Origin of the sequence: Nostoc mirabile CHAB5784, from assembly GCF_020829645.1 — a bacterium.
GTDB classification, from domain to species: Bacteria; Cyanobacteriota; Cyanobacteriia; order Cyanobacteriales; family Nostocaceae; genus Nostoc; species Nostoc mirabile.
This window is the reverse complement of record NZ_JAIVFS010000050.1, coordinates 45,469-58,481: the sequence shown is the minus strand read 5'-3', so window position 1 is coordinate 58,481 and position 13,013 is coordinate 45,469. Positions and strand designations below refer to the sequence as shown.

At 41.6% G+C, this 13,013-nt stretch carries 8 protein-coding genes; 2 read left to right on the top strand and 6 right to left on the bottom strand.

The features are described from left to right. Positions 1–130: 130 nt before the first annotated feature. From LC653_RS26305 to LC653_RS26295, 3 genes are all read right to left on the bottom strand, one after another. Positions 131–1,567 carry an actinoporin family protein gene (locus tag LC653_RS26305; protein WP_229497648.1) on the bottom strand — a complete coding sequence of 479 codons (1,437 nt, stop codon included), beginning with the start codon at positions 1,565–1,567 and terminating at the stop codon, positions 131–133. Between the two features lie 368 nt (positions 1,568–1,935). Beyond that, on the bottom strand, positions 1,936–3,354 hold the full coding sequence (locus LC653_RS26300) for a hypothetical protein (protein ID WP_229497647.1): 1,419 nt from the start codon (positions 3,352–3,354) through the stop codon (positions 1,936–1,938). Between the two features lie 129 nt (positions 3,355–3,483). Further along, the gene (locus LC653_RS26295) at positions 3,484–4,686 is read right to left on the bottom strand and encodes a hypothetical protein (protein WP_229497646.1); all 1,203 of its coding nucleotides are present in this window, start codon (positions 4,684–4,686) and stop codon (positions 3,484–3,486) included. Positions 4,687–5,302: 616 nt separating this feature from the next. On the opposite strand from LC653_RS26295, the gene LC653_RS26290 reads away from it, so the two are divergent. Beyond that, positions 5,303–6,682, top strand: a complete 1,380-nt coding sequence (locus tag LC653_RS26290; protein WP_229497645.1) for a serine/threonine-protein kinase — start codon at positions 5,303–5,305, stop codon at positions 6,680–6,682. A gap of 66 nt (positions 6,683–6,748) precedes the next feature. On the opposite strand, the gene LC653_RS26285 is transcribed toward LC653_RS26290, so the two are convergent. Further along, complete coding sequence (locus LC653_RS26285) at positions 6,749–7,663, bottom strand: Tll0287-like domain-containing protein (protein WP_229497644.1); 915 nt, start codon at positions 7,661–7,663, stop codon at positions 6,749–6,751. A 178-nt stretch (positions 7,664–7,841) separates the two neighbouring features. Here LC653_RS26285 and LC653_RS26280 point away from each other — a divergent pair, with 178 nt between their 5' ends. Continuing rightward, entirely contained in the window at positions 7,842–8,696 is an 855-nt protein-coding gene (locus LC653_RS26280; RefSeq protein WP_229497643.1) for a phosphate/phosphite/phosphonate ABC transporter substrate-binding protein, read from the top strand. Positions 8,697–8,713: 17 nt separating this feature from the next. On the opposite strand, the gene LC653_RS26275 is transcribed toward LC653_RS26280, so the two are convergent. Together LC653_RS26275 and LC653_RS26270 are read right to left on the bottom strand one after the other, a co-directional pair. Further along, positions 8,714–9,484 (bottom strand): hypothetical protein, encoded by a 771-nt coding sequence (locus tag LC653_RS26275; RefSeq protein ID WP_229497642.1) that lies wholly within the window; start codon positions 9,482–9,484, stop codon positions 8,714–8,716. Positions 9,485–10,046: 562 nt separating this feature from the next. After that, positions 10,047–12,779 (bottom strand): GAF domain-containing sensor histidine kinase, encoded by a 2,733-nt coding sequence (locus tag LC653_RS26270; protein WP_229497641.1) that lies wholly within the window; start codon positions 12,777–12,779, stop codon positions 10,047–10,049. Positions 12,780–13,013 lie beyond the last annotated feature (234 nt).

The window sequence follows — 13,013 nt, the reverse complement described above, 5'->3', positions numbered from 1 at the left end:
TTGAAGAACTTCGCGATCGCCTAAACGAGCTTTTCAGTACAATCACATCGGAACGTGTTATATCTTTAACTTCTTATGATTTTATTCTCGAAGCTCTTTTCTATGCAGCTTCAATGTAAATTGATATGATTCAAATTGAGTTGATTGACATATTTAAAGTTGCACTTCCACCTGTTCCCATAATTCCTTGAAGAATGTAACCTTCTTGTTGCCAAGTCTCACTTCCAGTTGCAGCCTTTTTAACTTTGCCTTTTGTCATACCTTTATTGTAGTACATATCATCTAGCAAATTTTTATCTGTTTGGTTATTAAGGTTGATAATGGCCAGCTTGAACCAGTTTTCGTACAATACATAGTCAAAAGGAACAGACCACATAATTGCTAGTTTTTTATTCGTGTTTTCTATTTCATAGGTTACTACTCCCCAACTTCCAAATACTGAATACTCCGTCTTACGAGATGCAACAAAGCCTACTTCTTTTTCATAAATAGTTAAGTCAGTTCTTTTTATTTCACCGTCCTCCAAATAATATTTAGGGTTTATTAATTTTTTTTCTGTGTTATTTGCAATTGCAATTGCAATTTTGCGGATTACATTCATTGAGTTAAGAATTTCTTCTAATTCTTTGGATATTTTGGAAGACTCTGTAATTGGAGTTGTAGAAATGCCAAGAAATCTTGGAACCGTCAAGACATTGACCCCTAAAATCAACGGATTTCCTAATGGACTTTCCATTTTTACTGTCTGACGATTGACAGTCTTTGTTGGTTTTTTACTATCGGTATTGAATTGTAATGGATACGGCCAGAAAACAATTTTATTAGTTGAATTTGTCTCTATAGTTACGCCATCTACCACAACCAAACTGACGCAGCAACGAAGATTTGAACCCTGCTGACCAAAAAAGGTGTTCCAAGATTGAGGCTGAGACCAAATTTCTTTTTCATGGTAAGCCAATTGAAGTGCGGCGGAATTGTACCACGGCTTATATTTGTGTAGGTCAGGATTTAGTGTACTTTGCTTAGAAAGTGGTGCCGAAACAAAGGTAATCAGTTTTTTAAATTCAACATTGATAATTGTATCTGCATTCTCTATTTGGTCTCCTTCAAATAGAGAAATTGGTGATGATTCGATATTTCCACTTGCCCAAGTCTGAGAAAGCTTGGGGGACTCTGAAGTGATATTCATGCTAAAAGTGATACCCGATGAAGCTTGTAGCTCTTGTTTCAGATCTTTGATTGTTTTGTTAAATGCTTTAATGCCAATAGCACCACCTGCATCCGCCCAAGTCTGAACTGCTTCACTTACTATCGGATTACCTGGCTTGAGATTTTGAATAATCGCTCCATAATTATCGGAGAAAAGATTGATCTGTGCAGGGTTATAAAAATGATTGAGCGATTTAGGAGGAATTACATCAAAAATGTTCCAAAGTGTTTCTGATGTATAGTTAAGTATTAGGTTGCCCTGCATTAGTTGAAAAGTTGTCGGGTCTAGATGGCATTTCTCAACGACGGCACTATACCATTGTGCTATAGGGTCTGTAGTAAGGTCGGTGTTATCCATTTCCTAATCTCCGCATTGTGGTCGGTATACGTCCCCAGAATAATTTGAAACGAGCGGCACAAGGCAGGGATTGCCTTGTACCGCCCTAGTAATATCATGTCCGCTTAATTAGTTATTATTCCGGGCATCTATGCAAAAATATTAAAACTCTCTTTCCCCCTGCCCCCTGCCCCCTCCGGTCTTAATGATAAGTCTTTTACCAGACATGATATAAGCTGTTACGCAGCTTAATTGCTAGAAGAGTTGTTAAATAAATTGCTAAATGAAGGAGGTCTTATTATTAAATGGGAGCGCAAAATTAAAAACAAAGGTAATGCTGTTTGTTAAATTTAGCTGCGTAGCAGCTTATTCTAGACATGCCTGTTTATTTAACCATTAAATGCATTCGTAAAGGGAGAGACGAGTACCCCTAGCACGTTCGGGTTGCCAGCTTTAGAAGCTGATGTGATTGTCACACTGCCATCATGATTGAACGTAACGTTCGTGCTCCAGCCGCCCTCTCCTTCTGTCGAGAAGAACGGCCAGTACCCGGCCTTTGCCGCAGCCTTAAACTCCTCTTGGTTTTCCTTTGCTACGGAGGCGGTAGTAGTCATCGTACTAGTGATCCCATCGACAATGACAAGAGCTACAGTAAGGTTTTTTAGGTTGCCGTTTGGGCCAAACGTAGATTCCCAAGTGGGGGGGGTGCGTTTCCACACATTGTTGTTGTTTTCTGTGTACGCCGTTTGAATAACCTTGGAATCATACCAGGGTAGGTATTTTGACAGATCGATATCCAGGGTATTCGGCGAACTGAGTGGACTCCCAGTAAGCGTGGCCAACTTTTGAAATTGAACATTGAGCTGAACCCCCTTCTGCTGGATATCCTGCGAGAACTTATCCCAGGACGCTGAAGCACTCGCTCCGAAGAATCCATACCCACCCGATACTTTGCCGGATGCCCATGAATTTGATGTGTCGGAGGATTGCGTTTTGCTATCCAGAGCCACTGTTTTTGCTTGCCCACGCTCAATAGCTTCGTTGAGACCTTGTGCCGTAGCGGTGTAGGCGAATCCCTTGTTGGCTGTGCTCGCCACTTCCCATTTTGCAACTGCGGCACTTATAAAATCGACTTGAGTAAGTATGGCTATTCCAGCCGTGATCGTTTCTTGACTTTGCCCGGTTTTCAAACACCAGTCCTGGAACTGTGCCTTTTTGTAAGCGGAGATGTCAATAAGAAACTCATTTGGGGGGGATGGCGGTACTGGGCTAGGCGGGGTTGTGTAATTCTCCCAGTCGATATAATCTTCACCAAGCAGTTGTGCCATTTGCTCTTGCAGCTTTTGCATTTCAGAAATCAGGTCTATTCCAGATTTGATCGTTGCTTGACTTTGCTTGTTTTCCACACACCAGTTGCTGAATTGAATCTTTTTGGCCTCGAAGGGGTCAGTATTTTGATTTTGATTTTGATTTTGATAGGGTATTGGGTTAGGCGGGGTTTTGTAATTCGCCCAATCGATATAAGAATCACTAAGCAAGCTTTGCATCTCAGAAACAGAAGAATCTTGCGGAAACAAGTTTTTGATTACTGCTCCGTAATGTGTTGAGAAGAAGTTGCTTCCGAATCCATCGTTGATCTGGTTAATAGATTCGGGAGGAATCGCATCCAGAATTTTCCAGATAGTCGAAGTATTTTCGACGGGAAGCAGGCCTTTGACTAGCTGGAAAGTCTGCGAATTAAGTCCACAACTCTGCACTAGCGCGTTGTACCACTGAGAGGTAAACGAGGTAAGCTTGGTGTTATTCATTTCCTAATCTCCGTATTGTGGTTGGTATACGCCCCTGAGAAGAATTTAAACCAGGGACACAAGTGAACCGAGAGACACAACGCAGAGATTGCCTTGTGCCGCCCTAGTATTCTAGACGTGGCTGTTTATTTAACCATTAAATGCATTCGTAAAGGGAGAGACGAGTACCCCTAGCACGTTCGGGTTGCCAGCTTTAGAAGATGATGTGACTGTCACACTGCCATCATCATTGAACTTAACGTCCGTGCTCCAGCCGCCCTGTCCTTCTGCCGAGAAGAACGGCCAGTACCCGGCCTTTGCGGCAGTCTGAAATGACTCTCGGTTGTCCTGTGATACGGAGGCGGTAGTAGTCATCGTACTAGTGATCCCATCGACAATGACAAGAGCTACAGTAAGGTTTTTTAGGTTGCCGTTTGGGCCAAACGTAGATTCCCAAGTGGGGGGGGTGCGTTTCCACACATTGTTGTTGTTTTCTGTGTACGCCGTTTGAATAACCTTGGAATCATACCAGGGTAGGTATTTTGACAGATCGATATCCAGGGTATTCGGCGAACTGAGTGGACTCCCAGTAAGCGTGGCCAACTTTTGAAATTGAACATTGAGCTGAACCCCCTTCTGCTGGATATCCTGCGAGAACTTATCCCAGGACGCTGAAGCTCTCGCTCCGAAGAATCCATACCCACCCGATACTTCGCCGGATGCCCATGAATTTGATGTGTCGGAGGATTGCGTTTTGCTATCCAGAGCCACTGTTTTTGCTTGCCCACGCTCAATGGCTTCCTTGAGACGTTGTGCCGTAGCGGTGTACGCGAATACACTGGCTACGCTCGCCGCTTGCCATTTTACAGCTGCGGCACTTATAAAATCGACTTGAGAAAGCAGGCCTATTCCAGCAATGATCGTTTCTTGACTTTGCCCGCTTTGCAAACACCAGTTCTGGAATTGAATCTTTTTGTACTTGGAGGTGTCAATAAGATAATCATTTGGGGCGGGTTGATAGGGAATTGGGTTAGGCGGGGTTTTGTAATTCGTCCAATCGATATAAGAATCACTAAGCAGTTCTGCCATAGCACCAGCATCTTGCGGAAACAAGTTGTTGATTACAGCACCATAGGTTGATCCGAAACTATTCCATAGTGACGGATTAAAGTAGGTATTGAGAGCGGCAGGAGGCAGAGAATCAAACATCTGCCAGATTTTAGTCGATGTGGTGCCAAGACTAATAGACCCTTGGGCAAGTTGGAACTGTGCCGCCGCCAAGCCGGTGCCCGCGGCAACAGCATTGTAGTACTGTTTAGTGAGTATATCGATTGCGTCTGATGCAGCTGACATAACTTTATCTCCTGTTTTGTTTAGATACGAATGGCACTAAGATAACGGCAAATCCATTATCCATAAGGCAATACAGTTCAGTTAGCGCCAAAAACCATAAACTGCGTAGGTTGGGTGGAGGAACGAAACCCAACATTTTCGCGGGTTTGTTGGGTTTCACTACGTTCCACCCAACCTACGATTATCCTTAACTGAACCGTATTGATCCATAAGGCTTTTGGGTGTGGTGTGGCTGATTGGGTGTAGTGAAGGTATTAACTGGGTTGTTAGTACTAACTCAACAGGGTTGCCACCGCCATTACCTGTCAAGTAACCACCTTAAATCTAGTAGCTTGCTTTCTGGTTCAGTATTTTTACTGAAAGATAGGTAATTATACATTTCATTTATAAATTACGATGCGTTTTTTTGTTGAGAATTAAGAAAAATAGGGAGAAATTAAATACTACTGATAAATCTGACTTTTCCCGTTAAGTTTCTTTTGCAAGCTGCCAACCTTCACAGAGGTCGTGTAATTTTAACCAACCTCGCTACAGTACCTACCTTTTTTCTCAACAAACCTTACTAAAGCTGGTAGTTGTGCCAAGATTAATTTGAGGACTTAAGGCAAGTGACACAATGTTAGGACAATTATTAGACGGACGTTACCAAGTTCTCCAGGTGTTAGGTAAAGGTGGATTCGGTCAAACCTACATAGCCCAAGACACCCACCGACCAGGATTCCCGAAATGCGTTGTCAAACACCTTAAGCCCGTCACTCGTAACCCTGAATTTCTCGAAACTGCCAGACGGTTATTTACCAGTGAAGCAGAAACACTAGAACAATTGGGTAATCATGACCAGATACCTCGGCTTTTAGCTTATTTTGAAGACAATCAAGAGTTCTTCTTGGTGCAAGAGTTCATTGAAGGGCATACTCTAAAAGCGGAACTGTTCCCCAATCAACCTTGGACAAAAGATCAAGTAATTCAACTTCTCCAAGAGATGTTGGATATTTTGCAATTTATTCACAGCCGCAACGTTATCCATCGAGATATCAAGCCGGACAATATAATCAGGCGGCAACAAGATGGTAAGTTAGTGCTGATTGACTTTGGCGCAGTTAAACAAGTCCAAACTCAACTGCTTACAGTTCCAGCACGCACGCCGGCTACTATTGCCATTGGCACCCCAGGATATATGTCTACAGAACAGGGGCAAGGTAAGCCGCGCCTCAACAGCGATATTTATTCCTTGGGCATTATTGGTATTCAATCGCTAACGGGGTTACATCCTATAAACTTTGAGGAAGATCCACATACAGGGGAAATTTCTTGGCAGCATCAGGCTAACGTCAGTTCTGAGTTGGCATCTGTGCTATCGAAGATGGTGCTACACCACTTTAAACAGCGCTATCAGTCTGCGGCTGAAGTTCTAAGGGTGCTTAAGCATCTTGATACTAAAGTAGAAGCGCAATCACTTCAACCACTATTTTTTACACAACCGCCTCAAGCTTCACTTTCTCAACAAAACTCAATTGGGTATCCGCCTACTTTTATCCTGTCACCAGAAAATTACAGTCGGTTGGAAACAATTCTTTTGCAATTTGTCGGCCCCGTTGCCTCAAGATTATTACAACAAGTTGCAGCATCAGCGCCCAACTGTGAAGAATTAATTAGTCAATTGGCCATTCATCTTCGAGGAAATCAACAAATTGATTTTAAGAAGAAAACAATGTTTTTACTAGATAAACGTACTTTACTACAGCAACTTAGTGTTCAATCTGAAATTAAGCCAAATAATTTACCAAACCAAGAATCTCAAGTAATCAGCGATAACTTTGTGCATCAGTGCGAACGAGAATTGGCTGATTTAATTGGGCCAATAGCTAGGTTCTTAGTCCAAAAAGCTGTTAGGTCTTCTGGGCAAAGTTCTCGTGCAGAATTTGTGAATGTTTTAGCATCACAAATTCCCGAACCTCAAAAAGCTTTGCAATTTCAGCAACGCCTACTTTCTTAATTTTTTATTGCGTTTTAATCTCCGTAAATTACGAATTACGAATTACGAATTACGAATTACGAACTATTAGCTCTGGTTATTCAGCATCTCCATAGCTATTTTTAAGCTAGCTTTCATGCGATTAAATGCTTCTGCTAACCCGCCAATTTCATCTTTAGAACTTTCTTCAAAATCAGCATTCATATCACCAATGCTAACTTTTTGAGCTATTTTCTCTATTCTTTTGATGCGCTGAATCACATATTTTTTGATTAAAAAGTTAATTAAGAAAACTACGATCGCAAAGATCGCAATTAAAAGTCCCATTATCAATATCCAAGTCCGTTTGGCATTGGTAAAAATATCTTCAGAAGGAACAGAGACTATTTGGGCAGAAACAATGTCATCTAGCTGCCAGCCAAAACCATTTTCGGAGCCATAAGTTATCAACTGACTCTTAGGAGCCTTATCTGGTGTAGAATGACACCGCAGACATCGCTGCTGTGTAATCTTGAGTGGTCGCGCAATGTAAAATACTTTGCCTTCTGACAAGGTGCGAAAGCCAGTAATTTCTAGAGTATTGGGTTCGTTGCGAAAACGCTCTACAAGTTTAGTTTCAAAACTATCGGCTTTATCCGCTAAATTAGTTGGATTAAGTGTTGCATCTTTATGAAAAAAGTTTCTATATTCCGGGTTTTTACGAAAATTTTCAAAAACCTCTTTAGCGGAAAAAGTTGGTATTACTTCAGGTATGAACGTTGGGTTAGCATCTACTCTAGGTTCCAATAGGGGAACTATACGATTTTGTGTATAGTTTCTAACTGCGTTTACCATTTGGATGAGAATCTCCGCTTGGGAAACCACTTCATTTTGCGCCCTTCCCTGAAGTACACTGGATAAGGCAACACCACTACCCAAAATACTGACTATGAAAACTAATATTAAAAGTAAGTTAAATTTAGCACCTATTTTTAAGTTCTTTAACGTAATGTTGTTTAACATAACCTAACCAAATAAGGCGATATCTGAGTTTGTCTAATATTTATTTATACCTGTTAGAAATCATCTCAACAGTATTTAAATAAATATTAATTCTTTGTTGCAATATAACCTATTTAGGCAGTAGTCAAACTTATCTAAATTAGTCTTGACCAAGTTATTTCCTTAAGCATAATTAGTGATGTTTTTGCGATTTCCCCGTCGTTTATTTCTGTTTAATCTGCTAGGTTTGACGTTTGCCGCCTGCCGATCACCACGGGAGTTTGAGGGCACATTAACTATTGGTGTGATCAATTATGGTGGAGGCGAACAAATAATTAACCAATATGCTAAATTTAATAATTACTTGGGCGAGAAGACAAATGCATTAATTCAGCTAGAGCCTGCTTTTAATGAAAACAAAGCGGTTGAGCGCCTTGAGGCTCGTGCTTGGTCGTTGGTATTTGCTCCACCAGGTTTAGCGGCTATTGCGATCGCACGTCACCAATATGTTCCCCTGTTTCCTTTAATAGGTATTAGTAATTTGCGTTCAATCTTCGTTGTTCGCAAAGACAATCCAATATCTGACTTAAAACAGCTACAAGGTCAAACAGTGGCTTTAGGTCAGTTGGGTTCAGCAACAGGATATTACTTCCCACTTTACAATCTTTTTGGTATAATACTAGCACAGATTCTATTTGCACCCACACCCAAAGCCGCGCTGGAATTAGTCGCTGAGGGAAAAGCGATCGCCTGTGCTGTCTCGGAGGCTGAATTGAGTCTCTACGGTTCACAGTTGAGGTCAACCCAATTCCGCATCCTATTTAAAGACCCTCACTATGTACCATTAGGCGTGGTCTTGATTGGGCCTAATGTAGAACGTAACCGTCAAGAGTTCATCCGTAAAGTAATGAACGATGCGCCTTCAAGTTTAGCTGAAGAAGTAGGTTATGTACCCAATGGACAAGTACCAGATTATAAATACATGATTTCTGTGGTTGATCGGGTGAGTTCTATTACTTCCAAGCTGCAAAATAAACCTGTTCGTATATTTTGATTCACATCACGGATTGCTCAAAAAAACAATTTGAATCGTGCTAGTTGGTTTTGAAGCGTTTCTGTAAGGATTTTATTTAGTTCTGTAGTGTCTTGGAATTGCAAAATTTGCTGTGTCGGTAAGTCGAAGGGAAATTGCCCTTCAAAGTTTGGGCGTTGCATGTGCGCTAGTAAAATTTGTTCAGACCTCTTACTTTGGATAGCATAGCCAATCTCAATACAGACATTCGGGCTAGGAATTACTTGGGGAGTTTCTTTACCATCAATACTAGCAATGGGGGTGGTGTCAGCGATAAATAACAAACTCTTACGGATTTTTCGCATGATACTCCGGTTAATCCGTACAGTAGCACCGTTGGGACGAGAGGATTCTACTAATGTTAGGGGAAGGCGCGATCGCTTGTTTAAACTATCCAAACTTTTTCGCAGTTCTTCTCTTAGAACATTCGTGGCTGCGGCGTACTCTGTTTGATAGGATAAAAAAATTGTTGGTTCTAACTGAGCCAACAGCGCCTGTTTGGTAAAATAAATTTCATGGCTAATTAAGTCAATGTTGGCGACACAATAGCCACCACTACCTTCAATATAAAATTCAATATTTTCCCCTTCCAGATAGCGTCCAAACCAAGTTGATTTCTTAACTTCGTCGCTTTCTTCTAAAAAGTCTGCTCGCAATGCTGATCTGAGCAAGCTTTTTTTGCTTAAGCGAATGTCTGGCGGACGTTTTTCCAGTTCTGGAATCGGCTCATAATCCTGTATATACCACGCTCTGAGCGCAATAATTGACATAAGGCGCTATTTAAACTATTCACTCTTTAACTTCGGATAATCTTACACCAAGAGGAGTCCCTATCTCAGACTTCTCTTTAAACACAACAACACCCAAACCTCTACTCCCTGAACTATCTCCTCTCATTGTTTATCATAGCCAGGGATGTACTAACTTTCATCGCTTGTCTAAACAAGTTATGAAAACCAGTTACAGCGCCCCCTAATCTTCCATATTTGAGGAAATAGCAGTTTTCGCGTTGGGTGTTGCTGTGTTTTGACGAGACAGATTTAAGTTCAACAGCGTCTTTTACCTCTTACTACATTCCAAATGCAGCTGTTATATCTGCCAGGGAAGCTTTATTAGCTTCAATTATTAGATTATCACTTCTGGATGGGAGGGATTTTGTTTGCAACTAAACTTTACTTTTGAAGTATTCTTAATCTTTTCTTTATTCTATTATTAAAAATTTTATCATCCACCTTTTGGATGAATTGAGTAATTACTAATTCCAATTTTAAGTTTTGAAACTAACGTTTTGTAATGTTTTGAAAATCAGCTCAAAAATCGATTTATCTACCTTTAGCGATCTATTTTGGCTGGAGGCTTGACGGGAATTTCAATCCAGAACTCTGTACCTTTGCCAGGTTCTGAAATGCACTCCATTATTCCACCATGTTTTTCGACAATAATCTGATAGCTGATTGCCAATCCTAGTCCTGTACCCTTACCCACAGGTTTGGTAGTGTAAAACGGGTCAAAAATCCGCTTTTTCACCTCTTCAGTCATCCCAGACCCATTGTCGCTAATACGAATTAATAGACGAGAGTCGTCTGCTGAGACTCTAGTCGAAATGTGGATCGTGGGTATTAGGTATTGGGTATTCTCTTTGTCCTTCTTACCCCCATTCCCCATTTCTAGCGCATCTATGGCATTGCTGAAGATATTCATGAATACCTGATTCATTTGACCGGCATAGCATTCTACTCGTGGTATGTTGCCATAGTCTTTGATTACCTCAATGCCTGGGAATTCACCATTTCCTTTCAGTCGGTGTTGTAAAATCAACAAGGTATTGTCAATGCCTTCATGCAGGTCAACACGCTTGTTTTCAGCCTCATCCAAGCGGGAAAAACTGCGTAACGACAGCACTATTGAGCGGATGCGATCGCTTCCTACTTGCATTGAGGTGATGATTTTCGGGAGGTCTTCTACCAAAAAGTCAAAATCTACTGCTTTGATCGCTGCCTTAATTTCACTATGAGGTTGAGGATAGTGTAACTGGTAGAGACGTAAAATTTCTAGTAGTTGTTCGATGTAATCACTGGCGTGGCACAGGTTCCCGTAGATAAAGTTAACAGGGTTGTTGATTTCATGGGCGACACCCGCCACTAACTGTCCTAAACCGGACATTTTTTCGGTGTGAATCAATCTTGTCTGTGTTTCTTGGAGTTCATGTAGGGTATGCTCTAACTGGGCGGCTTGATTTCTGGCTTCAGTTTCGGCATTACAGGTTTGTTCGTAGAGTTGTGCTTGTTGAATAGCGATCGCAGCCTGATCTCCTAGCTGTTGCAATAAATCAATTTCTGCATCCTGCCAATCTCTGTGAGTCTCACACTCATGGGCTATTAGTAACCCCCATACTTCCATACCTATATTAATCGGAACTATTAAGTTTGCTTGCACTTGCAGACTCTGCAAAAACTCTCGATGACAATCATTTAAAGAAGCTGTCGAAACGTTGTTAATTACCCGTACTCTGCCCTGACTATATAGATGGCTATACTGATCAGGAAAGCAATCGGGTGGTGCATTCATTCCTAAAACTGACTGCCAATTGCCATTAATCTCTTCGACAATTACCGATTTACTCTTCAGGTCAAAAATCACCACCCGGTCTGAGTTTAGCAGGGCACGGACTTCTCGAACGATGGATTGCAGAGTTGTCTGCAAGTCTAATGTGCTGCGAATATGCTCTGTGACTTGCTTGAGTACCTTGGTAAATAGTAATGATTTTTCGAGTTCGTAAGTTTGCTCTTGCACCCGCAGTTCTAGGTTGGCATTCAGGGTTTGTACCTGTTTAAACATGTGCTGCTGCTGAATTGCCATTGAGAAATGATAGTACAAGGCTTGCGCTAATGAGATGTCTTCCGGTTTCCACTCATGTGATTGCCCCTTTTTTTGCTCTCGCCAAAGCTCAAAGGAAAGCTGGGGTAAGAGTTGCCGCCGATTTTGTTCACATCGTCCCGCCCACAAGATTTCCGTTTCAAATTCAGAGCGAAAAATGCTTAATACACCGATAAATTTTTCCCGGTCATGTAGGGGAATCACCATAAGTCCGCGAATTTGAGTAGAACGGAATGCTAAAGCCAAAACTCGCAAATGTGCTTCTTTATACAGGTCAGTTGTTGCCCAAATATGGTCTTGTTTAGACTCAGCCATCCAGTTTTGCCATAAGGGATGCTGTTCGATAATACTGTTATCTAACTCGTAGGGGAGTATCGGTTGGTTGCCGCAGGTGTATAGTTCCTGACTATGTTCAATGTAAAGCCTGCCACCTACTCCACCCAAGGCACTAATAACTTCTTCTAGCGCCCCCTGTAATTGGATTGTCGGCAGTTTATGTAATAGTGTGGTAACTCGGTTAATAGTAGCTTCTCGCTCTTGCTTGGTGCGGGCTGCGGTGAGAAGATTGCTTTGAGCGATCGCGATCGCAACTTGGTCAGCTACTTGCTGCAATACTTTTAGTTCCCGCTTCAAAATCTTTCGCGGTTCACTTTGGTGAGATACCAACAATCCCCACAATTTAGGCTTTGCCGATTGTTCTTGTGGATCGCAATCTAAAATTGGCACTACCAACGAAGACTGCACGCCCATTGCCTTTAAGTATTGAATATGGCATGGGTCTACATGCCGATAATAGATATTAGTTTCTAGACGTTTGCCAGTTTCTTTTGACTGTAGAGGCGATAACCCGATCTTCCCATTTGCCACATCCACAATCGAACGTTGCTGCGCTAAGAGAAACATCTCCCTAGCTTTTTGTGGAATATCATCAGCAGGGAAGCGCTGCCCCAATAAGGATGGCAGACGCTGCTCATGGATAGATTCAGCAATGACTTCACCACTACCATCGGTATCAAAACGATACACCTTTACCCGATCTGCACCCAAAAATAAACGCACTTGGCTAACGGTAGTGGTTAATATCTCTTGGAGGTCGAGCGATCGCCTGATCTGGTTTATCATATGGTGCAGTAAACTTTCTTGGTCTAAGCTTTGCTGCAACCCGTTTGGTTTATCGGTAAATGTCATTGTCTATGTACACCATGACTGAAGTATAATTTTTTTTATAATTGTCACTGATAAGAATTTTTAACTTAACAATGCCTTGATTTTCATCCCATTTCCAAAAATTCCTGCGACAAATGCGTTGCTCTGGGCGTGCATCCGTTGCAAATATCTTTGAAAATGGATCAGAGGATATTTTAAAAGTATTAGATATTTTGCTTGATCCCTCTAACCCTTCTAAAGTTGATTTAGGGAGAT

Coding starts and splice junctions, on each gene's coding strand:
- LC653_RS26305 (WP_229497648.1), bottom strand. CDS start 1,567: ATGGATAACACCGACCTTACTACAGACCCTATAGCACAATGGTATAGT.
- LC653_RS26300 (WP_229497647.1), bottom strand. CDS start 3,354: ATGAATAACACCAAGCTTACCTCGTTTACCTCTCAGTGGTACAACGCG.
- LC653_RS26295 (WP_229497646.1), bottom strand. CDS start 4,686: ATGTCAGCTGCATCAGACGCAATCGATATACTCACTAAACAGTACTAC.
- LC653_RS26290 (WP_229497645.1), top strand. CDS start 5,303: ATGTTAGGACAATTATTAGACGGACGTTACCAAGTTCTCCAGGTGTTA.
- LC653_RS26285 (WP_229497644.1), bottom strand. CDS start 7,663: ATGTTAAACAACATTACGTTAAAGAACTTAAAAATAGGTGCTAAATTT.
- LC653_RS26280 (WP_229497643.1), top strand. CDS start 7,842: ATGTTTTTGCGATTTCCCCGTCGTTTATTTCTGTTTAATCTGCTAGGT.
- LC653_RS26275 (WP_229497642.1), bottom strand. CDS start 9,484: ATGTCAATTATTGCGCTCAGAGCGTGGTATATACAGGATTATGAGCCG.
- LC653_RS26270 (WP_229497641.1), bottom strand. CDS start 12,779: ATGACATTTACCGATAAACCAAACGGGTTGCAGCAAAGCTTAGACCAA.